30 protein-coding genes are annotated in these 24016 nt (G+C 66.5%); 11 read left to right on the plus strand and 19 right to left on the minus strand.

Translation table 11 applies throughout. The features are described from left to right. Positions 1-60 precede the first annotated feature (60 nt). The 3 genes from ASE79_RS16510 to ASE79_RS16520 form a co-directional block, all read right to left on the minus strand. Positions 61-534, minus strand: coding sequence for a DUF11 domain-containing protein (locus ASE79_RS16510; protein WP_056419179.1), 474 nt, complete (start codon positions 532-534; stop codon positions 61-63). An 11-nt stretch (positions 535-545) separates the two neighbouring features. Next, positions 546-1559 carry a hypothetical protein gene (locus tag ASE79_RS16515; RefSeq protein WP_235517003.1) on the minus strand — a complete coding sequence of 338 codons (1014 nt, stop codon included), beginning with the start codon at positions 1557-1559 and terminating at the stop codon, positions 546-548. Between the two features lie 232 nt (positions 1560-1791). Continuing rightward, the gene (locus tag ASE79_RS16520; protein WP_056419185.1) at positions 1792-2253 is read right to left on the minus strand and encodes a hypothetical protein; all 462 of its coding nucleotides are present in this window, start codon (positions 2251-2253) and stop codon (positions 1792-1794) included. A gap of 413 nt (positions 2254-2666) precedes the next feature. Between ASE79_RS16520 and ASE79_RS21095 the strand changes: the two genes are divergently transcribed. The 6 genes from ASE79_RS21095 to ASE79_RS16545 all read left to right on the plus strand — a co-directional run bounded on the left by ASE79_RS21095 (position 2667) and on the right by ASE79_RS16545 (position 8587). Beyond that, positions 2667-2828, plus strand: a complete 162-nt coding sequence (locus ASE79_RS21095) for a hypothetical protein (RefSeq protein ID WP_156359735.1) — start codon at positions 2667-2669, stop codon at positions 2826-2828. Positions 2829-3045: 217 nt separating this feature from the next. After that, positions 3046-4146 (plus strand): type III polyketide synthase, encoded by a 1101-nt coding sequence (locus tag ASE79_RS16525; protein WP_056419187.1) that lies wholly within the window; start codon positions 3046-3048, stop codon positions 4144-4146. Further along, entirely contained in the window at positions 4143-4823 is a 681-nt protein-coding gene (locus tag ASE79_RS16530) for a methyltransferase domain-containing protein (protein WP_056419190.1), read from the plus strand. Before ASE79_RS16525 ends, ASE79_RS16530 begins: the two co-directional genes overlap by 4 nt. Beyond that, the gene (locus tag ASE79_RS16535) at positions 4802-5890 is read left to right on the plus strand and encodes an NAD(P)/FAD-dependent oxidoreductase (RefSeq protein WP_056419193.1); all 1089 of its coding nucleotides are present in this window, start codon (positions 4802-4804) and stop codon (positions 5888-5890) included. The genes ASE79_RS16530 and ASE79_RS16535 overlap by 22 nt, the downstream gene beginning before the upstream one ends. 54 nt (positions 5891-5944) lie before the next feature. After that, a complete protein-coding gene (gene msrB, locus ASE79_RS16540) occupies positions 5945-6355 on the plus strand; it encodes a peptide-methionine (R)-S-oxide reductase MsrB (RefSeq protein ID WP_056419196.1) in 411 nt (136 codons plus the stop codon). Between the two features lie 45 nt (positions 6356-6400). After that, positions 6401-8587, plus strand: a complete 2187-nt coding sequence (locus tag ASE79_RS16545) for a transglycosylase domain-containing protein (RefSeq protein ID WP_056419199.1) — start codon at positions 6401-6403, stop codon at positions 8585-8587. Here ASE79_RS16545 and ASE79_RS16550 read toward each other — a convergent pair. Genes ASE79_RS16550 through ASE79_RS16560 form a run of 3 tightly spaced genes read right to left on the minus strand, consistent with a single transcriptional unit; the run spans position 8563 to position 10265 of the window. Beyond that, on the minus strand, positions 8563-9237 hold the full coding sequence (locus ASE79_RS16550; protein WP_056419202.1) for a M48 family metallopeptidase: 675 nt from the start codon (positions 9235-9237) through the stop codon (positions 8563-8565). The two genes, ASE79_RS16545 and ASE79_RS16550, sit on opposite strands and share 25 nt — an antisense overlap. Before the next feature lie 15 nt (positions 9238-9252). Beyond that, on the minus strand, positions 9253-9687 hold the full coding sequence (locus tag ASE79_RS16555; RefSeq protein ID WP_398457037.1) for a YcgN family cysteine cluster protein: 435 nt from the start codon (positions 9685-9687) through the stop codon (positions 9253-9255). Continuing rightward, positions 9684-10265, minus strand: coding sequence for an SCO family protein (locus ASE79_RS16560; RefSeq protein WP_056419712.1), 582 nt, complete (start codon positions 10263-10265; stop codon positions 9684-9686). The genes ASE79_RS16555 and ASE79_RS16560 overlap by 4 nt, the downstream gene beginning before the upstream one ends. A 79-nt stretch (positions 10266-10344) precedes the next feature. Here ASE79_RS16560 and ASE79_RS16565 point away from each other — a divergent pair, with 79 nt between their 5' ends. Beyond that, positions 10345-10950 carry an ankyrin repeat domain-containing protein gene (locus ASE79_RS16565; RefSeq protein WP_056419204.1) on the plus strand — a complete coding sequence of 202 codons (606 nt, stop codon included), beginning with the start codon at positions 10345-10347 and terminating at the stop codon, positions 10948-10950. Between the two features lie 62 nt (positions 10951-11012). Here the strand turns inward: ASE79_RS16565 and ASE79_RS16570 are convergent, their stop codons facing one another. The 11 genes from ASE79_RS16570 to ASE79_RS16620 form a co-directional block, all read right to left on the minus strand. Then, the gene (locus tag ASE79_RS16570) at positions 11013-11522 is read right to left on the minus strand and encodes an MmcB family DNA repair protein (protein ID WP_056419207.1); all 510 of its coding nucleotides are present in this window, start codon (positions 11520-11522) and stop codon (positions 11013-11015) included. A gap of 93 nt (positions 11523-11615) precedes the next feature. Next, positions 11616-12263, minus strand: coding sequence for a cell wall hydrolase (locus ASE79_RS16575; RefSeq protein WP_056419209.1), 648 nt, complete (start codon positions 12261-12263; stop codon positions 11616-11618). Between the two features lie 153 nt (positions 12264-12416). After that, positions 12417-12743 (minus strand): DUF1491 family protein, encoded by a 327-nt coding sequence (locus tag ASE79_RS16580; protein ID WP_056419212.1) that lies wholly within the window; start codon positions 12741-12743, stop codon positions 12417-12419. Next, a complete protein-coding gene (locus tag ASE79_RS16585; RefSeq protein WP_056419214.1) occupies positions 12740-13201 on the minus strand; it encodes a PaaI family thioesterase in 462 nt (153 codons plus the stop codon). The genes ASE79_RS16580 and ASE79_RS16585 overlap by 4 nt, the downstream gene beginning before the upstream one ends. After that, positions 13191-13658 (minus strand): PTS sugar transporter subunit IIA, encoded by a 468-nt coding sequence (locus ASE79_RS16590; RefSeq protein WP_056419715.1) that lies wholly within the window; start codon positions 13656-13658, stop codon positions 13191-13193. Before ASE79_RS16590 ends, ASE79_RS16585 begins: the two co-directional genes overlap by 11 nt. 101 nt (positions 13659-13759) lie before the next feature. After that, positions 13760-14389: a ribosome hibernation-promoting factor, HPF/YfiA family gene (gene hpf, locus ASE79_RS16595; RefSeq protein ID WP_056419718.1), complete on the minus strand. Its 630-nt coding sequence runs from the start codon at positions 14387-14389 to the stop codon at positions 13760-13762. A 61-nt stretch (positions 14390-14450) separates the two neighbouring features. Next, positions 14451-15143: a DNA polymerase III subunit epsilon gene (gene dnaQ / locus ASE79_RS16600; RefSeq protein ID WP_056419719.1), complete on the minus strand. Its 693-nt coding sequence runs from the start codon at positions 15141-15143 to the stop codon at positions 14451-14453. Positions 15144-15158: 15 nt separating this feature from the next. Further along, positions 15159-15734: a dephospho-CoA kinase gene (coaE, locus tag ASE79_RS16605; protein WP_056419217.1), complete on the minus strand. Its 576-nt coding sequence runs from the start codon at positions 15732-15734 to the stop codon at positions 15159-15161. Then, positions 15731-16543, minus strand: coding sequence for a shikimate dehydrogenase family protein (locus tag ASE79_RS16610; RefSeq protein ID WP_056419220.1), 813 nt, complete (start codon positions 16541-16543; stop codon positions 15731-15733). Before ASE79_RS16610 ends, coaE begins: the two co-directional genes overlap by 4 nt. Positions 16544-16839: 296 nt before the next feature. Beyond that, the gene (locus tag ASE79_RS16615) at positions 16840-17430 is read right to left on the minus strand and encodes a Maf family protein (protein WP_082445392.1); all 591 of its coding nucleotides are present in this window, start codon (positions 17428-17430) and stop codon (positions 16840-16842) included. After that, a complete protein-coding gene (locus ASE79_RS16620) occupies positions 17427-18242 on the minus strand; it encodes a pyruvate, water dikinase regulatory protein (RefSeq protein ID WP_056419224.1) in 816 nt (271 codons plus the stop codon). Before ASE79_RS16620 ends, ASE79_RS16615 begins: the two co-directional genes overlap by 4 nt. Before the next feature lie 328 nt (positions 18243-18570). On the opposite strand from ASE79_RS16620, the gene hemE reads away from it, so the two are divergent. From hemE to ASE79_RS16640, 4 genes are all read left to right on the plus strand, one after another. Next, positions 18571-19620: a uroporphyrinogen decarboxylase gene (gene hemE / locus ASE79_RS16625; protein ID WP_056419226.1), complete on the plus strand. Its 1050-nt coding sequence runs from the start codon at positions 18571-18573 to the stop codon at positions 19618-19620. Beyond that, entirely contained in the window at positions 19617-20078 is a 462-nt protein-coding gene (locus ASE79_RS16630) for a CopD family protein (RefSeq protein WP_056419229.1), read from the plus strand. The genes hemE and ASE79_RS16630 overlap by 4 nt, the downstream gene beginning before the upstream one ends. Positions 20079-20391: 313 nt before the next feature. Beyond that, positions 20392-21648 (plus strand): transcription termination factor Rho, encoded by a 1257-nt coding sequence (gene rho / locus ASE79_RS16635; protein WP_031395107.1) that lies wholly within the window; start codon positions 20392-20394, stop codon positions 21646-21648. A gap of 232 nt (positions 21649-21880) precedes the next feature. Further along, positions 21881-22600: a TerC family protein gene (locus ASE79_RS16640; protein WP_200910407.1), complete on the plus strand. Its 720-nt coding sequence runs from the start codon at positions 21881-21883 to the stop codon at positions 22598-22600. A gap of 238 nt (positions 22601-22838) precedes the next feature. On the opposite strand, the gene ASE79_RS16645 is transcribed toward ASE79_RS16640, so the two are convergent. Both ASE79_RS16645 and ASE79_RS16650 read right to left on the minus strand, forming a co-directional pair. Further along, a complete protein-coding gene (locus tag ASE79_RS16645) occupies positions 22839-23540 on the minus strand; it encodes a dienelactone hydrolase family protein (RefSeq protein WP_056419232.1) in 702 nt (233 codons plus the stop codon). After that, a complete protein-coding gene (locus ASE79_RS16650; protein ID WP_056419728.1) occupies positions 23537-24010 on the minus strand; it encodes a methylated-DNA--[protein]-cysteine S-methyltransferase in 474 nt (157 codons plus the stop codon). Before ASE79_RS16650 ends, ASE79_RS16645 begins: the two co-directional genes overlap by 4 nt. Positions 24011-24016 lie beyond the last annotated feature (6 nt).

Here is a 24016-nt window from a genome sequence, read left to right on the forward strand (position 1 = left end):
TGTCTAAATCTACCTCTTAGGTGGTTGGTGTGGGTGGTGTGGTGGTGGTGGGAGACGCGATCATTTGAGCACGGCCTGGAACGCGAATTGACCTTGCGAACCGGCCGCCAACGGGCTTGCGAGGCGCCACCGGACGCTGGTGACATCGTTCGGGCTCGCCGCGCGCGTGCTGCCGTCGAGGCTGCGGACGCGGAGGGTTTCGAGCGAGCCGAAAGTCTTGCCGTCGACCGACACGTCGGGCGCGGGCGACCCTGGATTGGCCGAGCGATACGCGACCTGCCGCGGCAACGGGTTGTCGAGCACCACGTTGCCCAGCGGCTGCGTGCCCGTATTGCGGTAGCTGACCACGAAGATCACCTTGTCGCCCGGCGTCACCTTCGACGGCTTCACCAGCGCGATCCGCGTGGTGCCGTCGGCCGCGGCGGCGCGCGCCTCGACCAGGATGCTGCTGGTCACCTGCAGCGGCCCCGCCGCGGCGGAAGCGACCGCCGCGGTGGCCGCCAGGACGGCGGCAATCATCGGACGCGTAATCATGACTTTGCTCCTCATTGGATCTTTGCTTTGAACTGGACGACGTGGACCGACGCGGCCGCGACCTGCCCCAGCGCGACGGCGATGCCCGGGCCCTGGGCAGTGCCGCCGGCGGCGTCGAAGCGGCCCGCATCGTCGTCGGCGGCGTCGCTGAGCGGCGCGCCGTCGAGCGTCAGGCTGCCGGGGACGAAGGCGGTGCCGGCCGGGATCGGATCGGCGATCCGCGCGCCGCTGACCGCATCGGTGAAGCGCGCCTCGAGCGTGTAGGTGATGACCGAATCGCGCACCGCGGTCTGCGATCCGTCGGTCGCGCGGACCGACTGCGACTTGACCAGCGCGGGGCCGGCAATCGCGCTGGTCAGCGGGACGACGACGCTGGCGCTGGCCCCGGTCGGCCCGACGACCGCGTCGCCGCCACCGTCGCCAAGTCCCGCATAGGCCGTGCCGGGCGCGCCCGATCCGGTCACCGCGCGCGCGGTGACGGTCAGCGTGGCATCCGCCGCGGGGCGCTCCGCGGTGCCGGCAAGGATCGCGAACACGGTGATCGACCGGCCCGGGGCCAGCGGCGGCACCGTCGCGTCGACCAGCGCCGTATCGACCGCGGGATCATAGCGTCCGTCGCCATCGGCATCGATCGCGAGCGCCCGCAGCGTGACCGCCGGGGACGACAGCCGCGTTTCGAGGACGAAGGATTCGGTGCCGTTGTCGGCATTGGTCAACACGAACGGGACGATCGTCGGCGCCGCGGGCGACGGCGCAACGACGACCGCCCCCTGCCCTTCGCGGACGAGCCGGGTGTCGAGCCGCTCGGCGACGATCAGCGTGACCGTGTTCGACGCGACGGAGCGCGACGCGCCCTCCAGATCGTAGCGGAGATTGGCGGTGTTGAGGATCGGCGTGCCCGCCAGCGTCTCCGCACGGACTACAGCCGGGCGAACCGCAAAGGCGAAGACGCTCGCTGCCATGACGATCGCGACCGGCGCGGCGACGTCGGCGCATGTTCGGCGTGCTCTGTCACGGACCTTCAAGACGACGTCTGAACGCAATGTGCCCCCCACTTGTTGTTGGGGAACAAATCGAGCATTCGAACTTAATCAAATGCTACAAAATCGTAACGGTATGTTTTAATAGCAAAAATTGCAGATTTGATACTAAACCGGTTATAGTGTCTTCGTGACTAACATTTGATCCGATTTGCCACGCGACCGGCATCAACCGGATCTCGGCAGTCGAGACCAGACTTGCCCCAGAATGAACTTGTCAGCGAAGGAGCAGGGCTCGGAGATAACCGCGCATCGCCTGCTCGCCATCGTAGCTCAGCGAGATTTCGACACGCCGTCGATCGGTCGGATCGATCACGCGGTCGATGAGCCGCAGCTTGTGCAGATGCTCGATCCAGCGCTGCGACGTGGTCACCGGCGCGTCGGACATGCTGACCAGTGCCTTGATGTTCATCGGCTGGCGTTCGTCGCGCGACACGAACAGCGCGAGCATCATGTCCCAGGCCGGTTCGTGGAACAGCTCGGACGGCAGGAACCGGCGCCGCAGCCGGCGTTCGGCAAGCACGGCCTGCGCCTGTTCGACCAGATCGGTTTCGCTGGGTTCGGTACTGGTCGGCGCCGGATCGGCAGCATGGGCGACACGGCCGTTGAATTCTTCCGCAACCGCCGAAAGCTTGGCGGTCAGGTCCTTGATCAAATCCACTACCGACTCGTTCTTCACCAATCACTCCCTCTGTCCGTCTCCAACGCGAAATGCGGTCTCCGGCTCCCGCTCACCGGATCGCTCGCACCGCCATTGTGTCACCTGTCCGGGACAGCGTACTTACTGCCAATTCCCTACCCAAAAATCTGCACATAGCATGACATGATTGTCACCGTTTACCATGTAAAAATGCAGTATCTCCGCGATAGCCCCGAAATGCAGCGTAAGAATTGCCAGTTAAACGGTGATTACACACCATTCCGGTTTTATTTACTTTGTTACCCAAACCCATTATGGGTTATTTTGTATTGATTTCGCGCAATCCCGGCGTTTGTGGCCATTCAATACTATGGTATACTTTTCTTGGGTCGCCAGGACGCCGGGCGAAATCGTGTCTGCTGGGCGGCGTCAGTTTGAAGAGGGACCGAATGATGGCCGCGTCACGAATTTATGCGTTGCTGCAAGAGGCGTGCGCCGCGCTGGAAACCTCGGACGATCACGCGATCGCCGCCTATGTCGGGTTCGCCATGTCGCTGGTCGAGGAGAAATACGGGGTCGGACACGACCATCTCGAAAGCGTCAGCCGCGACTGACGCTGCCGTCGCCCGTCACAGGGGCGCGAGGGCCAGGCGCGGGAGGGACCGCGACGACCGACGGCCGCGGACTGCTCTCCACGGATACCGGAACATCCTGATTTTAGCGCAGCATGCGGATTGTCGGCCGCGGCAACGTCTATATGCATCGGCTATGCGTTAAGCAGTCGACTCGCGTGTCATCGCACGCGGACGAAAGGACGTTGTGCCCGCTTCCATGCCTGTTCCCCTGCCCAGCCCCTCCCCAGCCGCTCCGCCCGCCTATCTCAACGCCGTGGGGACGGCGGTTCCCGATCACGATATCCACGCCGCATTCATCGCCTGGGCGCGCGCGCGAACCGATTCGCGATCGACCAAGGTCTTCGACCGGATGGCGTCGCGGTCGGGGATCGGGCATCGCTGGTCGGTGCTGCCGCCGACCGCAGCCGGCGGGTCGCCGGTCGACGATGCCGGCTTCTACGCGACCGAGCCGCATCCGGGGACGGCGGCACGGATGACGCTCTATGCCGAGCACGCACCCGAGCTCGCGATCCGCGCGATCGCGGCGCTGCGCGACAGGATCGCGGTCGACGGCATCACGCATCTGGTGGTGGCGAGCTGCACGGGATTCGTCGCCCCCGGCATCGACCAGATCATCGCGCGCCGGCTCGGACTGTCCTCCAGCGTCGAGCGGCTGCTGATCGGGTTCATGGGCTGCTATGCCGCGATCGTCGCGCTGCGCAGCGCGCGGCACATCGTCCGGTCCGAGCCGAGCGCGCGCGTGCTGGTGGTGACGGTCGAGCTCTCCACGCTGCACCTGCAACCCGCCAACGATATCGAGGCGCTGCTGGCGATGCTGCAATTCGGCGATGGCGCCGCTGCTGCGCTGGTGACCGCGGATGCAGCCGGGTTCGCGCTCGAGGCGCCGTTCGCGGCGTCGCTGCCCGATAGCGAGACGCTGATCCGCTGGGACGTCACCGATGCGGGCTTTGCGATGCACCTGTCGGGCGAAGTGCCCGGCCGAATCGCCGCCGCGCTGTCCGACGCGGCATTTCGCACGGTCGTCAGCGATGGCCGGCCGCCCGAATCGATCGACGGCTGGGCGGTGCACGCCGGCGGCCGGTCGATCCTCGACGCGGTCGAGCATGCGATGCACCTGAACGCCGATGCGCTGGCGGCGTCGCGCCGGGTGCTTGCGGACAATGGCAACATGTCGTCGGCGACGCTGATGTTCGTGTTCGAGGCGTTGCTCAAGGGTCCGCCGATCGGCCACGGCGTCGCGCTGGCGTTCGGGCCGGGGCTGGCCGCGGAGGGCTTCGGATTCCGAAGCGCGCCATGAGTCTCGACACGCGCAGCCAGGCCGAGGAGCTGATGGACGCGGACGATCTCGACGCCGCGACCTATGCCGATGTGGTGGGCGATCTGGCGAGCGTGAACACCGTGACGATGGCGCGCCGCCCGACGCTCGATTTCCTCACGCGTGCTATCGCGGGGCGCAAGACCTTCCGGCTGCTCGACGTGGGCTTTGGCGATGGCGACATGCTGCGGCGGATCGCACGCTGGGCCGCCGCGCGCGGCATCGCGGCGGAGCTCGTCGGGGTCGATCTCAACCCGCGCAGCGAACAGGCGGCGCGCGCACATGGCGGCAACATACGCTACGTCACCGGCGACTATGCAGACCTTGCCGACGAGCCGTGGGACGTCATCGTCAGCAGCCTCGTCGCGCATCACATGACCCGCGATCAGCTCGTCGCGTTCCTGCGCTTCATGGAGCGGCATGCGAGTGCGGGATGGTTCGTCAACGACCTGCACCGCCACGGTTTTGCGCATTGGGGCTTCCCGATCCTCGCGACGCTGGCGCGCTGGCACCCGATCGTCCGGCATGACGGGACGCTGTCGATCGCGCGCAGCTATCGCCCCGACGAATGGCCGCCGATCCTCGCCGACGCCGGTATTTCCGCCGCGACCGTCCGCCGCGTCTTTCCGTTCCGGTTATGCGTCGAACGCCTGCGCTGATCGTCGGCGGCGGGCTCGCCGGGGCCGCGACGGCGATCGGGCTCGCGCGTGCGGGCCTGCCGCACCTGCTCGTCGAGCGATCGCGCGAGACCGGCGATGCGATCTGCGGCGGGTTCCTCAGCTGGCGGACGCTGGAGACGCTGGCCGGGCTCGGCATCGATCCCGATACGCTCAATCCCACCCGCGTCACGCGCGCGCGCATCTATGCCGGGACACGGCGCGCGGATGCCGCGCTGCCGCATGCCGCGGTGTCGGTCACGCGCCGCCGCCTCGACAGCGTCATGCTCGCGCAGGCCGAGCGGCTCGGCACGCCGATCGAGCGCGGCGTCACCGTGCGCGAGATTGACGGATTGACGGTGCGCACCGCCGATGGCGCCACCTTCGCCCCCGACGCGCTGTTCCTGGCGAGCGGCAAGCAGGACGTGCGCGGCATGGCGCGGCCCGAGACTGCGCGCGGTATCGATCCGACGCTGGGGCTGCGGGTCCGGATCGCGCCCTCCCCTGCGCTGCGCCGCGCGCTCGACGGTGGCATCGAATTGCACCTGTTCGATCGCGGCTATGCGGGGCTTGCCTTGCAGGAGGATGGCACCGCGAACCTGTGCCTCGCGGTGCATCGCTCGCGGTTGCAGGCTGCCGGATCACCTGCGCAGCTGCTGGCGGCGCTGGGGCGCGACATGCCCGCGCTCGGGGAATGGGTCGCGTTGATCGACGGACGTGCGCCGATCGATGCGATCGCCAACGTCCCCTATGGCTGGCGGCAACGCGCGGGCGTCGATGCGCTGTTCCGGCTCGGCGACCAGGCCGGAGTCATTCCGTCGCTCGCGGGGGAAGGAATGGGCATCGCACTCGCCAGCGGGGTCGCCGCCGCCCAGGCCTATGTCCGCGGCGGGCCCGGATCCGCCGAACGGTGGCAGGAGGATTTCGCGCGTCGCCTCGCCCGTCCGATCGGTATCGCCGGGATCGTCCGGCAGGTGGCGGAGAGCAGGCGCGCGGCGTGGCTGCTCCCGCTTTTGCGCCCTGGCTTGATCCAGATCATCGCCAATGCAACGCGGATCGGCCAGACCTGACCTTCGCCCTCCCGGCATCTTGAAATCCGTCCCGCCAGCACGAGATTCAAACCCATGGATCAGCTCAATCTTTCCGAAGCCGAGTGGCGCAAGCGACTCACCCCCGAACAATATCACGTGCTGCGCGAGGCGGGCACCGAACGCGCATTTGCCGGCGCGCTGAACGACAACAAGGCCGATGGCATCTACCGGTGCGCGGCGTGCTCGAACGAACTGTTCGACAGCGCGGACAAATATGATTCGGGCTCGGGCTGGCCGAGCTTCACGCAGCCGATCGGCCCCGATGCGGTCACCGATCACGCGGATCGCAGCCATGGCATGACGCGGATCGAGACGCGGTGCGCGCGTTGTGACAGCCATATGGGGCATGTCTTCCCCGACGGCCCGCCACCGACCGGGCAGCGTTACTGCATGAATTCGCTGTCGCTCGAATTCCGGCCGCGCAAAGCAAACGCCGCGGCTTGATGCCGCTTGTAGGGCGGGGGCATAGCGCGTAATTCCGCGAGCTACATGGCTCGTACGCGTTCTGCTTCCCCGTCCCGTCGGCCCCCCACTCCACCGGCGTCACGCTGGCGGCGGCGGCTGGTCGTCACTCTTCAGCTCTGTGTCGGGATCGGGGTGCTCGCACTCGGTGCACTGGCGATCGCGGTCTATGTCGCGATGTCGCAGCTGCCGAGCTTCGACAGCCTGAAATCCTCGCCGAACGGCCAGATGATCCGAGTCCATGCCGCCGACGGCACGGTGATCGTGTCGATGGGGCCGAGCTTCGGCGAATGGCTGCCGTACAGCCAGATCCCCCAGGTGATGCGCGACGCGACCGTCTCGGTCGAGGATCGCCGCTTCCGCTCGCATATCGGCATCGACCCGGTCGGCGTCGCGCGATCGTTGAAGGTGCGCTATGATCGCGGCCACTGGACGCAGGGTGGATCGACGATCACGCAGCAGCTTGCGCGCACCGTCTTCCTCAACAACCAGAAGAAGTTCGGCCGCAAGTTCCGCGAAGGTATCCTGGCGTTCGCGCTGGAGTGGAAGTTCACCAAGGACCAGATCCTCGAACTCTATCTCAACAAGGTCTATTATGGCGGCGGCGCGTACGGGATCGACGCGGCGAGCCGTAAGTTCTTCGGTCACGGCGCGGATCATCTGAGCCTGGCCGAGGCGGCGGTCATCGCCGGCCTCGTCAAGGCGCCGTCCAACTACTCGCCGACCGCCGATGCCGAGGCCGCGATGGGCCGCGCGGGCGTGGTGCTGGAGACGATGCGCGAGACCGGGGCGATCACCGCATCGCAGGCGGCCGATGCCGATATATCGGGCCTCAAGCTCGCGCCCGAGCCCAAGCAGAACAGCGTCCGCTACTTTACCGACTGGGCGTTGCCGCAGCTCGATACGCTGATCGACGAGACCACCGAGCCGCTCGAGGTCTGGACGACGCTCGACCTGACGATGCAGCGCCAGGCGGACAAGGCGATCCGCGCCAATGCGCCACCGGGCGCGCAGGGCGCGCTGGTCGCGCTCGATCGGGGCGGCGAAGTGCGCGCGATGGTCGGCGGCAAGGATTACGTCTCGTCGATCTACAACCGCGCGACGCAGGCGGTCCGCCAGCCGGGCTCGTCGTTCAAGCTGTTCGTGTACCTTGCCGCGCTCGAGGCGGGCCACAAGCCCGCGGATTCGATTGTCGATGAGCCCGTCACGATCAGCGGCTGGAGCCCGCGCAACGATTCCAGGCGCAATTCCGGCGCAGTCTCGCTGCGCACCGCGTTCGCCTATTCGCTCAACACCGTGGCCGCCAAGCTGGGCCAGGAGGTCGGCTTCACGACGGTGGCGGACATGGCGCGGCGGTTCGGGATCACGACGCCGGTCAATACGCATCCGTCGATGGTGCTCGGCACCTCGGAAGTGCGCGTGATCGACATGACGCGTGCCTTCGCCTCGGTCGCCAACAAGGGCGTCGCGGTCACGCCCTATGGAATCACGCGCGTGACCGCCAATGGCCAGACGATCTACACGCATGAGGTCGACCGCAGCCATGTGCTCGTCGCGCCCTATGTCGCCGCGGAGATGACCGATCTGCTGCAGACCGCGGTCAACACCGGCACCGGTCGCGCCGCGCAGATCGGCCGCCCCGTCGCGGGCAAGACGGGGACGACCAGCGCATCGAAGGACGGCTGGTTCCTGGGCTTCTCCAGCGGCATCACCACCGGCGTGTGGATGGGTCGCGACGATGCCAGGCCGATCGCCGGGCTGCACGGTGGCACCGCGCCGGCCAAGGCCTGGGCGGCGTTCATGAAGCCCGCGACCGCCAGCCGGCCGATCGAGCAGTTCGATACGCAGGTGACGTTGCCCGAATGGCAGCTCGAACCCGACGAGGAGAGCTATTTCGGCCAGCCCGACAATGGCCAGATGGCGGTCGATGCGGATGGCAACCCGATCGCGCAGGACGGCGTGCCCGTTCCGACCGACGCACAGACCGGCGACACGCTGGCGCGGCCCGATGCGGATCAGCCCGAGACTCCGGCGCCGCCCGCGGTCCCGCCGCAGCAGATGAACCAGGATTGGATCGACCGTGTCACCGGGCGTGAACGGCGCGAGCCGTCACCCGCGGGGCGTCAGCCACTCCAGCGCGACGTGCCGCGCGACCAGGTCCAGACCCAGCGCTTCCAGAGCGACCGGGATCAGGAAGACCGCCCGAACCAGTGAAGCCCGGCGCCGTGCGTGCGTAGCCAGACGCGCGCGGGGGTCGGGTCTTCGCCGTACAGCTGCTCGACCAGCGCGTGGAAGACGGGCGCGTGGTTCATGTGGACCCGGTGTGCGACTTCGTGCGCGACGGTGGCGCGGCGGACCCAGCTCGGCGCCAGGATCAGCCGCCAGCTATAGCGGATGACCCCGCTTGAGGCGCAGCTGCCCCAGCGGCCCTTGGCGTCGCCGACCGCGACCTGTGCGACGGTTACCTTGGCCTTGGCGGCATATTCGGCGGTTTCGGTTTCCAGGACGGCCAGCGCGGTGCGTTTCAGCCAGGCCTCGACGCGACGGGAAATCGTTTCGGGCGGCCCCGACAGCGACAGGACGGCGCCATCGCGGACGACCGTCCGGCGGCTGCCCGGCTCCCATGCGATCGTCAGCGCCTCGTCGGCGACGGTGAGCACCGCACCGGGCTCGAAAGGGCGGGGCTGGGGCAGCAACGCGCGCTGCTCGGCGATCCAGTCGGCCTTGTCCTCCGCCCAGGCCAGCGCCTGCTTCAACGCCGCCCGTTTGGGCAGCACGAGCCGCGCACGGCCGCTTGCGGGATCGATCGACAGACGCGCGCGACGGGCGCGGGGGTGACGGACGATCTCCAGACCCTCGATCATCGTGCGCGCACCGGCTTACAGTTCGCGGTCGATCACGTGATATTCCAGCTCGCCGGCCTCGTCCTCGCTGACGGTCCAGCCGCGGACGGACTGCTTGGCGCGGTGGACTGCCTCGCGGTCGCCGCAGACCAGGTAATGCCATTCGGGCAGCTGCTCGCCCGCCGCGCGCAGGCGGTAGGCGCAGGTCGAGGGCAGCCAGTCGATCCCGTGGACGTTGCCGGTCGTCAGCCGCACGCATTCGGGCACATAGGCGTGCCGGTGCCGGTAATCGGAGCATTGCCCGCTGCGCCGGTCGAGCAGGCGGCACGAGACGTTGGTCGCGACGAGTTCGCCGGTTTCCTCATCCTCGAGCTTGTGGATGCAGCATTTGCCGCAGCCGTCGCACAAGGCCTCCCATTGGCCGCGATCAAGTTGCTCGATCGGCGTATCTTCCCAGAAGCGTGCGCTCACCGGGCCCAGCGCTTGATCTCTGTCGCCACGGCATCGGGCCCTTTTTCCTGCGGCAGCAAAGCGAGGGGCTTGCCGTCCGGGTCCATCAGATAGGCCTGGCGGGAGTGGTTTACGAGGTAGCCGCCGCCCGGCGACGCATCGCCCTTGCTCGAATAGACCGCATAGTCGGTCTTGATCCGCGCGATCTGCGCGTCGGTGCCGGTCAGCCCGACCATGCGCGGGTGGAAGGCCGAGACGAACTGTTTGAGCACCGCGGGCGTATCGCGTGCCGGATCGACCGTTACGAACACCGGGACGATCTTCGCCGCCAGTACGGGGTCGCTCGACTCGAGCGTTTTCACCGCGGCGCCGATCGCCTGGACATCCGTCGGACACACATCGGGACAGAAGGTGTAGCCGAAATACATGATCCGGTATTTGCCGGCGAAACTCCGCTCGGTGACGGCCTGGCCATTCTGGTCCGTCAGCGCGAAGGCCCCGCCGATCCGGGCGCCTTCGAGCGGGGGTTTTGCGGGCGGTGCGGAGGCATTGCACGCCGTTAGGGCAAGGGCGCTGAAAAGGATGAAACGCATGGTCATGATGCCGCCAGCCTTGATCTGTTCGCTACTGCGGCGCAAGCGTCGGCCTATATCCAGGACGAACCAAGGAAGTCTCTCGATGCGTATTCGCCTGATGCTCGCCGCCGCCATTCTCACGCCGGCGCTGGGCGTCGCCACGCCATCCTCCGCGCAAGGCCAGTCGGAGGGGTACAAGTTCCTGTCCGCGGTGCGCGATGCCAAGAACAACGACGTGCTCGAGATGCTCGGCCGCCCGGGCAGCAACATCATCAACACGCGCGACGTCACCAGCGGCGAGGGCGCGCTCCACATCGTCATCAAGCGCAGCGACGAGGTGTATCTGCGGTTCCTGTTGCAGAAGGGCGCCGACGCGAACCTGCGCGACGGCAAGGGCAACACCCCGTTGCTGCTCGCGGTGACGCTGGGGCAGACGGGCATGATCCCGATCCTGACCGCCGCGGGCGCGAACCCGAACCTTGCCAATTCGGCGGGCGAAACCCCGCTGATCCGCGCGGTGCAGCGGCGCGATGTCGGCATGATCCGGGTGTTGCTGACCGAGGGCGCCGATCCCGACCAGGCGGATATCATGGCGGGCATGTCCGCGCGCGACTATGCCAAGCAGGACGGCCGCAACCCGGTCGTAACCAAGCTGCTCGCCGATGCACCGAAGAAGGTGAAGAAGGCGGTCTCGGGGCCGAAGTTCTGAACGGGCGCTCGCCACGAATCCCTCATCCGTCATCCTGGCGAAAGTCAGGATGACGGGTGCACTCAGAACGCCAACCCGTCCGCATCCGGGTCCATCTGCGCGATCAGCCGTCGCGCAGCGCGCCGCGCAAATGACAGCGTCCCCCGCTTGCGGACATGCGCGGGCAGGGGGGTGGTATGCGCCTCGCGCACGATCGCCGCATCATAGCGGTCCGCGACGATGATCCCGGTCCGCTCGGGCAGGAACACGGGGCCGTGCAGCGGCGCGGTGTCGAACCCCGCCGGCACCGCCCAGAAATACCGGTCGCAATGGGCGAGATAGTCGGGCCATTTCCCGTCGCCGAGCAGGTCCGCGCGCGAGACCTTGATCTCGACGATCACGATCTGCCCGCGCGCATCGACCGCCATGAGGTCGGCGCGACGGCCGCCATCGAGCGGTACTTCGGTCATCGCTACAAGGTCGTGGCGCAGCAGCATCCGGATCACGCCGCGCGCCACGTCAGCGGCGCACATCATGGCATCGGGGGGTGATCCCGGTTTGTCGATGCAGGAGTCCGGTGGCATGTCGAGCATAGCCCGGAAATAGAACAATCCGCGAACGAGGCAAGCTCATTCACGGATTGTGGTATCGCTGGTGGCGACGGATCGCCCGAGAGGGTTACGCGCTCAGCGATAGAAGACGTGGTTGCCGATCGAGGCGACCTTGACCGCGCGAACCGAAGGACGGCGATCGGCGGTGTTGAAGTACAGCGCCTTCTCGGCAGGGCTGTTCCAGGCGTCGGCGAGTGCAACCTTGGCGACCGCGATCGCGGTGCGATAGGCGGTGCCGGCGTTGATCGTGGGGATCTGGCCACCGCGGACAAAGCTGAACTGGCCGCGCTGCTTGACGACGGCGCAGACGTCGGCGGGGAAACGACCCGACTTGGCGCGGTTGATGATGACTTCGGCGACGGCGAGCTGGCCGGTCAGCGGCTCACCCTTGGATTCGAAATAGATCGCGCCAGCAAGGCACTGGAGCGCATCGTCGGCGGCGGCGCTGTCCTGCGCGGCGACGGCCTGGGCGAGCGTGTCGAATTCTTCGGCTTCGGCCGTGGCAGCGTTCGTGGCGATGGGCTCGACGGCAGCAACGGGCGTTGCGACTGGAGCGATCTGCGGAACATTCTGCGGGGAGAGGGCGTTGAGATTAGCAAGAGCAGTGAGATTGGTGGTCGAGCGATCGAGACCGGTTGCCTTGCCGGGAGCGCTGTTGCCGAGCAAGCCGGCGAGAGAGAAGGTCATGACTGCGATCGTCGCAGCCCGCTGAAGAATCGTCATTCAAACTTATTCAGATGCGGTTGAACCACGAAAGCGATCGTACAAGCCGATCGTCCGAGCATCCCCCCGACTGCGTAACTGATCCGGATCGCACCCGTCCCAGCACAACGCCATTCAATGTTGGAATCCCCCTCTATTGGGGGGGCTTTCGAGTCAATCGTTCAGGATCGTTTCAGCGGCGAACCGTTCCGCCGCTGCGATGTCCACCTCCACGACCCACAGATCGGGGTCGCGCGCGCGCCGCCGCCGCCAATAGCCGTCGGGGTCCTCGGCCGGAGTCGAGTCGATCATTGCGGTCCGCCCATCGGGCCCGAGACCGCGTTCCAGCAGGCGGGGAGGGGCCCCTTTATCGACCGCGATGACCAGGATCGCGCCGCCCTGCGGATCGCCCTTCGCCATCACCGCGCCGAACCCGCCGGCGTCGTTCACGCGGCGGAGGAGGGCGCTGACGAGCACGCCGCTGGGCAGCCGGCCGCTCATGCCGGCGCGCGGTATCCGGGCAGGCCGGCGAGCGCGATCCGCGAGCGCATGAAGGTGCCCGTGCCGCGCGCGGCCTCCTCGCCGTCCGCATCGATCAGCCGCGCATCCGCGACGAACACGCGCCGTTTGCCGCTGATCCAGCGGCCCTCGGCGATCACCGGTCCGACCTTCAGCGGCCGCGTGAGCAGGAGGTTGAACGCGGTCGTCAGCAGGAAACGATCGGTGACGAGGCTGTTCGACGCGTAGAACGCCGCATCGTCGAGCATCTTGAAATAGCTCGTCCCATGCGCGGCGCCACCCGCGTGATAATGGCGTTCGTTGATCGTGAAATGGATCCGCGCGACACCAGCTTCGGGGATTTCGAGCGAGGATTCGAAAAATCGATTGATCGGCGCCTGCGCGTAGAGCGATTCCAGCGCGCGAAAATGCGCCTCAGCGCCAGCCGACTCAGGCGGCATCGCGCACCTCGTCGGCGGTGAATAGTGCGTAGAGCGCATCGGGCGAACCCGCCCCGCGCAGTTTTTCGAGAAACGCCTTGTCGCGCAGTCGCCGCGATACGCGTGCGAGCGCCTTCAAGTGAACCGCCCCCGCATCGGTGGGGGAGAGCAGCATGAAGACGAGATCGACCGGAAGATCGTCGACCGCCTGGAAATCCACCAGCTGCGCCAACCGGACGAAGGCGCCCGTCACCTGTGCCAGCCCGTCCAGCTTGGCATGCGGGATCGCGACGCCGCCGCCAAACCCGGTCGAGCCGAGCTTCTCGCGGGCGGTCAGTCGCTCGTTGATCGTCTTGACGTCCGCATCGACGGTTTCGGCGGCCATCGTCGCGATATGCTGGAACACCGCCTTCTTCGTTGCGGCGACAACGCCCGTCTGCACTGCGTCGGGACGCAGCATATCACTGAAATCGGTCATGCTGTACATTGTCTCAAGGCGCCCCCGCGCAGGTCCGCCTTAGCGGGTTGCACGGGGGCGTAAAGGCGCAGCCGAGAGACGGACGCCGTATTGGACGCTTCTTATTGCGGCGAAGCGGAGGTTGGGGCGGAGGTCGGGGCGGAGGATGCCGCAGCACGCTGTGGCTCGACCCAGCCAATCGTGCCGTCGCCGCGGCGATAGACCATGTTGTGCGCGCCGGTGCCCGCATTCATGAACAGCAATGCGGCGGTATTGCGCAGATCGAGCATCATCACCGCGTCGGACACCGTCGCCTCGGGGATGTCGACACGCGTCTCGGCGATGATCAGCGGTGCGTCCGCGACATCGTCCTCCTCGACGCTTTCCTGGAACAGCGTGTAGCCGGCATTGTCGTAGCCGTTGCTCTCGGCCATCGCGACCGCTTCGCCGGCGTGGCGATCCTTCAGGCGACGCATGTAGCGGCGGAGTTGCGTCTCGATCTTGGCGGCGGCACCGTCGAACGCGGCGCGGGCATCATAGGCGTCCGAATGCCCCTTGAGCACGAGGCCCTTCATCACGTGCGCGACGATATCGCATTTGAAACCGGCGTCGTGCGGCCCCTTGCCGAACGTGACCTCGGCCGAGATGGCGCGCGCGAAATACTTGTCGGCGATACCCTGGAGTCGGTCTTCCACATGGCTGTTCAGCGCTTCGCCAGTGTCAACCTGATGACCAGAAATCCGGATATCCATGTTCGTCTCCTTGTCGACGTTACTGTCTTCGGGCGGTCCTGTTGGCTCCACCCTGCCGGCGTCATCCGGACGCCACGGCCCCCCAAATCGGATCCTTGATCCCCTTCATAAACGCCGCATGCGCCGCAAGGTCTCCCTCGCCCACCGCGAAAACCCGCGGCGGACGAACGACCCGAGGCGCCTGTGCGACGACCGGAGTCGAAGCGCTGCTGCCAGTGTCGCTGAGCAGCCCGAGGCCGATCTGGCGACCGCCCATCAGCTCGACATAAACCTGCGCGAGCAGCTGCGCGTCGAGCAACGCGCCGTGGAGGACGCGGTGGCTTCGATCGATTCCGAAGCGCGAGCACAGCGCGTCGAGCGAGTGCTTGGCGCCCGGATGACGGCTGCGCGCAATCTGCAGCGTGTCGACCATCCGCTTCATGTGGATGATCTGCCGCCCGCACTTGGTCAGCTCGCCGTTGAGGAACGAGAAATCGAAGCCGGCATTGTGCGCGATCATCGGCGAGTCGCCGACGAATTCTAGCAGCTCCTCGACCGCGTCACCGAATCGCGGCTTGTCGGACAGGAACGCCTGACTGAGCCCGTGGACGTTGAACGCCTCGACCGGCATATCGCGTTCGGGATGGTAATAAGCGTGGAAGGTGCGCCCGGTCTCAACCCGGTCGAGCATCTCGACGCAGCCGATCTCGACCATGCGGTCGCCACCGGAAAAACTGAGGCCGGTGGTTTCGGTGTCGAAGACGATCTCGCGCATCGCCATGGTATCGGCTCAGATTTCCAAGGACGCAAGCACCGCGCGAACCTGCGCCCGCGTTTCGTCGAAGCTCGTATCGGTATGGATGACATAATCCGCGCGCGCGCGTTTCTCGGCATCGGGGGTCTGGCGGGCGAGGATTGCCGCGAATTTTTCCGCGGTCATGCCAGGACGCGCGAGGACGCGCGCGCGCTGGACATCGGGCGCGGCGGAGACGACGACGATCACGTCGACTCGCTGGTTGCCGCCGGTTTCGAAAAGGAGAGGGACGTCGAACACGACTTGCTTGCCGGCATGCCTTGCCAGGAACGCGGCGCGCTCTTCGCCAACCGCCGGGTGGACGATTGCTTCGAGTCGCTTGATCGCGGCATCGTCGCCGAAAACCGCCGCGCCAAGCTTCGCGCGATCGACCGCGCCGTCTGCGGTCGTGCCGGGGAAGGCGGCCTCGATCGGTGCTACCAGTCGACCGCCGACCCCCTGCAACCGGTGCACCGCCGCGTCCGCGTCGAACACCGGGATGGCTTCGTCGGCGAACATCGCGGCGACGGCGGACTTGCCCATGCCGATCGATCCGGTGAGGCCGATGATCATTTGACCAGCAACGCCCGGAGATCCTCGTCGCGGTCGCGCGGTGGTTCCACGTGGAACAATATCTCGAACGCGACCGCAGCCTGGCCAATCAGCATCTCCAGCCCGTCGACGGTTTCCAGATCGCGCGCGCGCGCCGCCTTGAGCAGGTCTGTCTCGAGCGGCGAATAGACGATGTCGTACACGAGCGAGTCTGGCTCGAGCGCGCCAAGGTCGATCTCGAGCGGAGGTTGGCCCGTCATGCCGAGCACGCTCGCGTTGACGAGAAGCCGCGAGGGCGGGGCGGCGGGGCCGATCGGCAGCGCCTGACCCTTCAATCCGAAGCTCGACAGCAACGCCGCGCCCTTGAGCGGATTGCGGTTGAGGATCGTCACAGGGCCGACGCCCATCCGCGACAGCGCGAACAGGATCGCACGCGCCGCGCCGCCCGCGCCGATCACCGTCACCGGCTGGCCGGCGATGTCGAGGTCGTCGATCGGCGCCCAGAATCCGGCGGCATCGGTGTTGGTGCCGATGCAGTCGCCCGCCTGGTTGCGAAACACGGTGTTGATCGCGCCGATCGACCCGCGGACGTCGCCGGGGTCGGATACGTGGTCGAGCGCGGCGAGCTTGTGCGGCATCGTGATGTTGCACCCGCGCCAGTCCGGGTCCGCCTTGCGATCGGCGAAATAGGCGGGGAGATCGTCGGCGGTGACGAGCTTGTGGCGATAGTCGGCGTCGATCCCGAGCGCCTTGAGCCAGAAGCCGTGGATCAGCGGCGATTTCGACTGCGCGATCGGATCGCCGATCACTTCGGCATAGGGTCGGGTCATGCAAGGCTCCGTGCGTCCCCGCGACGGCGGGGATCCAGTCTGGAAGACGGTTTAGTCTACCGCGGTGGAATTGCCACGGGGCTGCATTTGCGCCGTTAGCGGCGTCATTCCTCCACGCCGTGCCGCTACACCCCGTCATCCCAGCGAAAGCTGGGATCTCCCTGTTTGGCGGGCGTCGTCTGCCTCGTGAGATACCCCAGCTTCCGCTGGGGTGACGGGTGGGAGTGGCAGGCGGTGCGGGTGCGGGTGCGGGTGCGGGTGCGGGTGCGGGGCAGGTGGAAGGGAGAAGCGGAAGATTACACCGGCAACTCGCCACGCATGCGCAAAAAATCGAGCACGTTCAGCAACGGCATCCCCAGCACCGTAAACTGGCTCCCCTCGATCCTGGCGAACAGCTGCGCCCCGGGCCCCTCGATCCGGTAGCAGCCGACGCAGCCCGCAATCGCCGGCCATTCAGCATCGAGATACGTCTCGATGAACGCCTCGGACAGCGGGCGGACGTGCATCTTCGCGCGCTCGACATGCCGCCAGATCGCCTGGCCATTCTCCGCGATCACCGCCGCGCTCCACAGATCGTGCCGCTTGCCCGACATCAGACGTAGATGCGCCGCCGCGTCGTCACGGTCAGTGGGCTTGTCGAGGATCGTGCCGTCCTCGAGCGCGACCAGCGAGTCGCTGCCAAGCACGAGCTGCCCCGGCATCCGCGCGGACACCTTGCGCGCCTTCAGCTCGGCCAGTGCATCGGCGAGATCGCGCGGCGACAGGTCGCGCAGTGCCGCCTTGGCCGCATCCTCGTCGACGCCCGCAAAGGTCGCGTCGAACGCCACCCCCGCCGCCGTCAGCATGGCCCGGCGCGAGGCACTTTGCGATGCCAGGACCAGGCTCATGCTTCGATCTGCCGCTGGTTGCACAGCGCGATGATCGCCGCCGCAGTTTCCTCGATCGACCGCCGCGTGACGTCGATTACCGGCCAGCCATTGTCCGCGAACATCCGCCGCGCAAAGGCGAGCTCGCGCATCACCGCCTCCTCCTCGACATAGGAGGTATCGGGCGCCTGGTGGAGCGACAGCAACCGGTTGCGCCGCACCTGGATCAGCCGGTCGGCACTCGTCGTCAGCCCGACGATCAGCGGCCGGCGGAGCGCATAGAGGATCTTTGGCGGCGGGCTCTCGACGACGATCGGGATGTTCGCGGTCTTGTAGCCACGGTTGGCGAGATAGATCGAGGTCGGCGTCTTCGACGAGCGCGACACGCCCGCGAGCACGATATCGGCCTCCTCCCATTCCTCCCACGCGATCCCGTCGTCATGCGCGATCGTCCACTGGATCGCATCGACACGCGCGAAATAGGCCGCGTCGAGGACGTGCTGACGCCCAGGTCGTGCCTTGGCCTGCTGTCCCAGCAAGCCGGACAACGCGTCGTTGACGGGGTCGAGCGGCGCTACGGCCGGAAGCCCGAGCGCGAGGCACCGCTGCTCGAGGATCCGCCGCGTCGCGGGGTTCACCAGCGTGAACACGACCAGCCCGGGGTTCTGCGCAATCTCTTGGAGGATCCGCTCGAGATGCGCCTCGGTCCGCACCATCGGCCAGAAATGGCGGACGGTCTCGACGTCATCATATTGCGCCAGCGCCGCCTTCGCGATGTTCTCCAGCGTCTCGCCGGTCGAATCCGACAACAAATGCAGATGGAGCCGCATCATGGGCGTTTTATCCCCAGCGGGCGGGTCCGTGGGTGTGAATCTGTGGATAACATGGGGAAAACGGCTAGCGTAACTCGCTGCCCTCGCCAAGCGACCGTGGCGCCGTGGATAACACCGATTCTATCCACACGCTCGCGCACAGGGCCGGATTTTATCCACAGGCTGTGGGTAATGGGGAGCCTTGAATCGAATCAGCGCGTTTGTCGCGGTGCGCGGGGGTCAAGCTGTTGGCAATTCCGGGATCACCGCATAAGTCCCGGGTTCAACCGCCCAACCACTGCAACAACCTATTTCTTGAATCTTCTTATAGTAGAAGAAGGGTGCTCCGCTGACCGATCCGACCTCCAATTCGCTCGCCTTCAAGCCCCTCCTGGCGACTCTTCGCGGGGAGCGTCAGGCCGTGCCGCCGCTGTGGCTCATGCGGCAGGCGGGGCGCTACCTCCCCGAATATCGCGCGCTGCGGGCCGAGAAGGGGGGATTCCTCGCGCTGGCGACCGATCCCGACGCCGCGGCAGAGGTGACGCTCCAGCCGATCCGCCGGTTCGGGTTCGACGGCTCGATCCTGTTCTCGGACATATTGATGATCCCCTGGGCGCTCGGTCAGGATCTCAGCTTCGGAGTGGGTGAGGGGCCGCGGCTCGAACCCGCGCTGGTCGACCATGCGCTCGATCGGTTGCAGCCGGTCATGGGGCGGCTGGAGCCGGTCTACGGCACCGTTGCCAAGGTCGCCGCGGCATTGCCGCCCGAGACGACGTTCCTGGGCTTTGCAGGCTCTCCCTGGACGGTCGCGACCTATATGGTGGCGGGCAAGGGGTCCAAGGATCAGTCCGAGACGCGGCGTTTCGCCTATGCCGATCCGGCCGCGTTCGGCGCGATCATCGATGCGATCGCGGACAATACGGTCGAATATCTCGCGCGGCAGATCGAGGCGGGCGTCGATGTGGTGCAGCTGTTCGACAGCTGGTCGGGAAGCCTCAGCCCCGCGCAGTTCGAGCGTTGGGTGATCGCGCCGACCGCGTCGATCGTCGAGCGCCTCCATGCGCGCTGCCCGGGCGTACCCGTGATCGGCTTTCCCAAGGGGGCAGGGGGCAAGCTTCCCGCCTATGCGCGCGAGACGGGCGTCGATGCGATCGGGCTCGACGAGACGGTCGATCCGGTCTGGGCGCATGCCTCTCTGCCCGCCGACATGCCGGTGCAGGGCAATCTCGATCCGCTTGCATTGATTGCGGGCGGTGCGGACCTCGATGCGGCGATCGACCGAATCCTCGCGGCATTCGTCGAGCGGCCGCACATCTTCAATCTGGGCCACGGTATCCTGCCCGACACGCCCGTGGAGCATGTCGAGCAGCTCATCGCCCGCGTCAGGAGCACGACATGAGCGGTTTTCTCGGAGCGGCCTATGACTGGGTGAAGGCCGCGCACCTGATCTTCGTGATCTTCTGGATGGCCGGGCTGTTCATGCTGCCGCGCTACCTCGTCTATCATCAGGAGGCGCTGGCCGCGGGCAATGCGGCCGAGGCGGCGAACTGGGTCGAGCGCGAAGGCAAGATCCGCCACATCATCCTGACGCCGGCGATGATCGTTGTCTGGGTGCTCGGGATCGCGCTGGCGCTGAACCTCGGGCTGGCGGATGGCGCGCCGGGGCTGGGTTGGCTGCACCTCAAGCTGCTGCTGGTGTTCCTGCTGACGGGCTATCATGGCTGGACGATCGGCTATGCCAAGAAGCTCGCGGCCGGGAAGCCCACGCTGACGGGCAAGCAACTGCGGATGCTGAACGAGGTGCCCGCGCTGGCGGTAACGCTGATCGTCGTGCTGGCGATCGTAAAGCCGTTCTGACCTTCTCAATCCTCCCCCGCCAGGGGGAGATGGCTGGCGCTTGCCAGACGGAGGGGCGGTAAGGACAACCCCTGCTGCGCATCCTCCCCCTCCGTCACCTGCGGTGCCACCTCCCCCTGGCGGGGGAGGATTGGAGGAAAGCGGCACGCACTCCGCTTGACTAACCGCCCCCTCAATTCTACCCCGATTTCCAGCACGGCCTCCTGGCGTCCTGCCCGGTCGTGTGGTCCTGCCTGTTCGGCTCGCCCAGTTCCGCTTTCCAGCGCACGCGCAGACCGAACCTGTTCCCGTTGATCGCTATCCGGAAATCCCCATGCATCTCAAAGACCTGAAGAAAAAGAAGCCTGCCGAGCTGGTCCAGCTGGCCGAGGAATTGGGGGTCGAGAGCGCCTCGACGCTGCGCAAGCAGGACCTGTTGTTCGCGATCCTGAAGGTGCAGGCGGACAATGGCGACCAGATCATGGGGCTCGGCACGATCGAAGTGCTGCCCGACGGCTTCGGCTTCCTGCGCTCGCCGGAGTCCAACTATCTCGCCGGGCCCGACGACATCTACATCTCGCCGAACCAGGTCCGGAAGTTCGGCCTGCGCACCGGTGACACGGTCGAGGGCGAGATCCGCGGGCCAAAGGATGGCGAACGCTATTTCTCGCTGGTGAAGCTCACTGCGGTCAATTTCGACGATCCCGACGTCGTCCGTCACCGCGTCAATTTCGACAATCTCACGCCGCTCTACCCCGAGAGCAAGCTGACGCTCGATCCCGCCGACCCGACCGTCAAGGACAAGTCGGCGCGCGTCATCGACATCGTGTCGCCGCAGGGCAAGGGCCAGCGCACGCTGATCGTCGCCCCGCCGCGCGTCGGCAAGACGGTCATGCTGCAGAACATGGCCAAGGCGATCACCGACAATCACCCCGAGGTGTTCCTGATCGTCCTGCTGATCGACGAGCGCCCCGAGGAAGTCACCGACATGCAGCGCAGCGTGAAGGGCGAGGTCGTCAGCTCGACGTTCGACGAACCCGCGCAGCGCCACGTCCAGGTCGCCGAGATGGTGATCGAGAAGGCCAAGCGCCTGGTCGAGCACAAGAAGGACGTTGTGATCCTGCTCGACTCGATCACCCGTCTGGGTCGTGCCTACAACACCGTCGTGCCGTCGTCGGGCAAGGTCCTGACCGGTGGTGTCGATGCGAACGCGCTGCAGCGTCCGAAGCGTTTCTTCGGTGCCGCGCGCAACATCGAGGAGGGCGGTTCGCTCTCGATCATCGCGACCGCGCTGATCGACACGGGCAGCCGCATGGACGAGGTGATCTTCGAGGAGTTCAAGGGCACCGGCAACTCGGAAATCGTGCTCGATCGCAAGGTCGCGGACAAGCGCATCTTCCCGGCGCTCGACGTCGGCAAGTCGGGCACGCGCAAGGAAGAGCTGCTGGTCGACAAGGCCAAGCTTTCCAAGATGTGGGTCCTGCGTCGCATCCTGATGCAGATGGGCACGATCGACGCGATGGAGTTCCTGCTCGACAAGATGAAGGATTCGAAGACCAACGAGAATTTCTTCGACAGCATGAATCAGTAACCGAGTGCGGCCTGCTGCAAGCTGCAGCAGGACTCGCACCGGTTCGGCCGGCGGGGCGAAGCTCCGACCGACGATATGGGTTTTGCCCATGTCCGCCCAAAAGACCGACCAGGCGGCACGCGAGAGCAATGGCTTTCGCGTGCCGCTTTGCTATTAAACCCCTCGAAATCCGCCACCCCCGCGCACCGGCGGTGGCCCGTCACCGGGAGCTGACATCTTGAGTATCATCGCCATGCTGGCCGCCGCCGCATCGGAAGTCGCCGGACCCGGCTCGCCGCTGGAGATCTGGCAGCACATCGTCGCCGACTTCTCCAATCTCGGCGATCCGAAGGCGCTGGCCGCGTTCGGATCGGTCCTGATGATCGACCTCGTCCTCGCGGGCGACAATGCGATCGTCGTCGGCGCACTCGCCGCGGGGCTTCCCGCCGACCAGCGCAAGAAGGTCATCCTGATCGGCATCGGCGCGGCGCTCGTCCTGCGCATCTTCTTCGCGCTGATCGTGACGTGGCTGATGGGCATCGTTGGGCTGATCTTCGCGGGCGGCTTGCTGTTGCTGTGGGTCAGCTGGAAGTTCTGGCGCGAAATCCGTGAGGGTGCGGAGAATGCCGGGTCCGAAGAGATCGAGGGTGACGAGCGCTCGGGGATCAAGTCGTCGAAGGGCTTTGCCAGCGCGGCTTGGGCGGTCGCGGTCGCCGACGTGTCGATGAGCCTCGACAACGTGCTCGCGGTCGCGGGCGCGGCGCGCGAGCATCCGGGCATCCTCGTCATCGGCCTGTTGCTGTCGGTTGCGATGATGGGTCTGGCGGCGAACTACATCGCGCGCGTCATCAACAAGTATCGCTGGATCGCCTATATCGGCCTCGCGGTGATCCTCGTGGTCGCGGTGAAGATGATCTACGAGGGCTGGGTCGGGACCGGCGAGACGCTCGGGATCATCTCGCTGCTCGGCTGATCACGCCGCTTTTGAGATAGCAAAAAGGCCTCGCCGGGATCGTCCGGCGAGGCCTTTTTCATGTCCGTCGCTCGCTCGTCATGCCGGGCATAGTGCGCCCCGACATAACCCCCACCATCGTCATCCCCGCGCAGGCGGGGATCCATATCCTCAAAGGGCGGCGATTTTTAAGCGACGCCAGCCAGTATGGATTCCCGCCTCCGCGGGAATGACGATTGTTGAGGGGAGGGGGCGCCCCTCAGCCCAGATGCTCGGCGAAGAACTTGGCCGTCCGCTCGTCGGCCAGCTTCGCTGACGCATCCGACCGGCGCTCGCCGAACTCGGTCGCGAAGCCGTGATCCTCGCCCGCATAATCGTAGATCGTCACCTTGGGGTGATCGTCGAGCCCGGCATGCATCGCCGCCTGCGCATCCTTGTCGACGAAGTGATCCTCCTCGGGCACGTGCAGCAGCACCGGATGCGCGATCGCGTTCTTCTCACCGAGCAGCCCGTCGATCCCGACGCCATAATAGCCGACGCTCGCATCGACGTCGGTGCGTGCCGCGGTCATGAATGCGAGGCGCCCGCCGAGGCAGTAGCCGACCACGCCGACCTTGGTTCCGTCGCCCAGTTCGCTGCGCACTGCGCGCACGGCCGCCTCGATATCGGCGATACCCTTGTCCTGGTCGAACTGGCCCATCAGCTCGAACGCGCGGTCGAACTCGGGCTTGATGTCGGGATCGAGTTCGATGCCGGGCTCGAGCCGCCAGAACAGGTCGGGCGCGATCGCGAGGTAGCCGGCCTCGGCGAGCGTGTCGCACTTGCGGCGGATGCCGGCGTTCACGCCGAAGATCTCCTGGATCACGACGATCGCGGCCTTGGGCGTGCCGGCCGGCGTTGCGCGATACGCGGTGAATTCGCCATCGCCGGCGAGCGTCGGGATGGTGGTGGTGTTCGTCATAGCAATCCTCCTTGCGGCCGTTCGTGGTCGAGCAGCCTGGATTTGGTGATGGGGCCGTTGCCCGCGGAATACGCACCAAGCCGCCCTCCGGCTCCAAGGATTCGGTGGCAGGGGACGATGATCGGAAACGGATTGCGCGCGCACGCCTGGCCGATCGCGCGCGGGCTCGACCGGATCGCCTTGGCGAGCGCGCCATAGCTCGCGGTCTGGCCATAGCCGATGTCGACGATCCCCTGGCGGAGGACTGCGCCGCGGTCGGTAGGCGAGGGGGCAAGCGGCAGATCGAACGCCGTCAGTCGCTCAGCAAAATACGCCTCGATCTGGCGCAGCGCCTCGCGGATCGCCGGCGCATCGGTCGCGACGGCATCGCCACTAGCCACGATCTCGATCGAGTCGATCCGGTCCGCGGTGCCGGTCACGCGGACCAGCCCGATTGGCGTTGCGATCGAGGCGGCATCGCGCGCATACATGACCCT

The organism is Sphingomonas sp. Leaf28 (assembly GCF_001421685.1).
GTDB lineage: Bacteria > Pseudomonadota > Alphaproteobacteria > Sphingomonadales > Sphingomonadaceae > Sphingomonas > Sphingomonas aurantiaca.

What these genes read in the sequence shown, in the direction of transcription:
- ASE79_RS16510 (WP_056419179.1), bottom strand. Translation starts at nt 534, where the DNA reads ATGATTACGCGTCCGATGATTGCCGCCGTCCTGGCGGCCACCGCGGCG.
- ASE79_RS21095 (WP_156359735.1), top strand. Translation starts at nt 2,667, where the DNA reads ATGGCCGCGTCACGAATTTATGCGTTGCTGCAAGAGGCGTGCGCCGCG.
- ASE79_RS16525 (WP_056419187.1), top strand. Translation starts at nt 3,046, where the DNA reads ATGCCTGTTCCCCTGCCCAGCCCCTCCCCAGCCGCTCCGCCCGCCTAT.
- ASE79_RS16530 (WP_056419190.1), top strand. Translation starts at nt 4,143, where the DNA reads ATGAGTCTCGACACGCGCAGCCAGGCCGAGGAGCTGATGGACGCGGAC.
- ASE79_RS16535 (WP_056419193.1), top strand. Translation starts at nt 4,802, where the DNA reads ATGCGTCGAACGCCTGCGCTGATCGTCGGCGGCGGGCTCGCCGGGGCC.
- msrB (WP_056419196.1), top strand. Translation starts at nt 5,945, where the DNA reads ATGGATCAGCTCAATCTTTCCGAAGCCGAGTGGCGCAAGCGACTCACC.
- ASE79_RS16545 (WP_056419199.1), top strand. Translation starts at nt 6,401, where the DNA reads ATGGCTCGTACGCGTTCTGCTTCCCCGTCCCGTCGGCCCCCCACTCCA.
- ASE79_RS16550 (WP_056419202.1), bottom strand. Translation starts at nt 9,237, where the DNA reads ATGATCGAGGGTCTGGAGATCGTCCGTCACCCCCGCGCCCGTCGCGCG.
- ASE79_RS16560 (WP_056419712.1), bottom strand. Translation starts at nt 10,265, where the DNA reads ATGACCATGCGTTTCATCCTTTTCAGCGCCCTTGCCCTAACGGCGTGC.
- ASE79_RS16565 (WP_056419204.1), top strand. Translation starts at nt 10,345, where the DNA reads ATGCGTATTCGCCTGATGCTCGCCGCCGCCATTCTCACGCCGGCGCTG.
- ASE79_RS16570 (WP_056419207.1), bottom strand. Translation starts at nt 11,522, where the DNA reads ATGCTCGACATGCCACCGGACTCCTGCATCGACAAACCGGGATCACCC.
- ASE79_RS16575 (WP_056419209.1), bottom strand. Translation starts at nt 12,263, where the DNA reads ATGACGATTCTTCAGCGGGCTGCGACGATCGCAGTCATGACCTTCTCT.
- ASE79_RS16580 (WP_056419212.1), bottom strand. Translation starts at nt 12,743, where the DNA reads ATGAGCGGCCGGCTGCCCAGCGGCGTGCTCGTCAGCGCCCTCCTCCGC.
- ASE79_RS16585 (WP_056419214.1), bottom strand. Translation starts at nt 13,201, where the DNA reads ATGCCGCCTGAGTCGGCTGGCGCTGAGGCGCATTTTCGCGCGCTGGAA.
- ASE79_RS16590 (WP_056419715.1), bottom strand. Translation starts at nt 13,658, where the DNA reads ATGACCGATTTCAGTGATATGCTGCGTCCCGACGCAGTGCAGACGGGC.
- hpf (WP_056419718.1), bottom strand. Translation starts at nt 14,389, where the DNA reads ATGGATATCCGGATTTCTGGTCATCAGGTTGACACTGGCGAAGCGCTG.
- dnaQ (WP_056419719.1), bottom strand. Translation starts at nt 15,143, where the DNA reads ATGCGCGAGATCGTCTTCGACACCGAAACCACCGGCCTCAGTTTTTCC.
- coaE (WP_056419217.1), bottom strand. Translation starts at nt 15,734, where the DNA reads ATGATCATCGGCCTCACCGGATCGATCGGCATGGGCAAGTCCGCCGTC.
- ASE79_RS16610 (WP_056419220.1), bottom strand. Translation starts at nt 16,543, where the DNA reads ATGACCCGACCCTATGCCGAAGTGATCGGCGATCCGATCGCGCAGTCG.
- ASE79_RS16615 (WP_082445392.1), bottom strand. Translation starts at nt 17,430, where the DNA reads ATGAGCCTGGTCCTGGCATCGCAAAGTGCCTCGCGCCGGGCCATGCTG.
- ASE79_RS16620 (WP_056419224.1), bottom strand. Translation starts at nt 18,242, where the DNA reads ATGATGCGGCTCCATCTGCATTTGTTGTCGGATTCGACCGGCGAGACG.
- ASE79_RS16630 (WP_056419229.1), top strand. Translation starts at nt 19,617, where the DNA reads ATGAGCGGTTTTCTCGGAGCGGCCTATGACTGGGTGAAGGCCGCGCAC.
- rho (WP_031395107.1), top strand. Translation starts at nt 20,392, where the DNA reads ATGCATCTCAAAGACCTGAAGAAAAAGAAGCCTGCCGAGCTGGTCCAG.
- ASE79_RS16640 (WP_200910407.1), top strand. Translation starts at nt 21,881, where the DNA reads ATGCTGGCCGCCGCCGCATCGGAAGTCGCCGGACCCGGCTCGCCGCTG.
- ASE79_RS16645 (WP_056419232.1), bottom strand. Translation starts at nt 23,540, where the DNA reads ATGACGAACACCACCACCATCCCGACGCTCGCCGGCGATGGCGAATTC.
- ASE79_RS16650 (WP_056419728.1), bottom strand. Translation starts at nt 24,010, where the DNA reads ATGTATGCGCGCGATGCCGCCTCGATCGCAACGCCAATCGGGCTGGTC.